Here is a 255-nt window from a genome sequence, read left to right on the forward strand (position 1 = left end):
TGTTGAATCCGTACCTTGGTAATATTGTCATTGGCGTAGAATGTATGCACTGCTGGTATTGGGTCTGTGACTTTTGTCAGCAGCACAACATTGATTTTATTCTCGGCCATGCGTTGTATATGAAGGCCATTCATGGCGGTAAAGCAAAAAACGATAAAATTGACTCGTATAAAATCGCTAAACTTATCCGTGGAGGCAACTTTCCTATGGCCTACGTTTACGATAAGGAAATGCGCGCCACTCGCGATTTACTTA

At 42.0% G+C, this 255-nt stretch carries 1 protein-coding gene; it reads left to right on the plus strand.

Annotated elements, in window-relative coordinates; translation table 11 throughout:
• Positions 1-255, plus strand: a 255-nt coding sequence (locus tag ACSLUH_RS19705; protein ID WP_448570095.1) for an IS110 family transposase, incomplete at both ends; no start/stop codon positions are given.

This window comes from Thalassotalea ganghwensis (genome assembly GCF_053485795.1).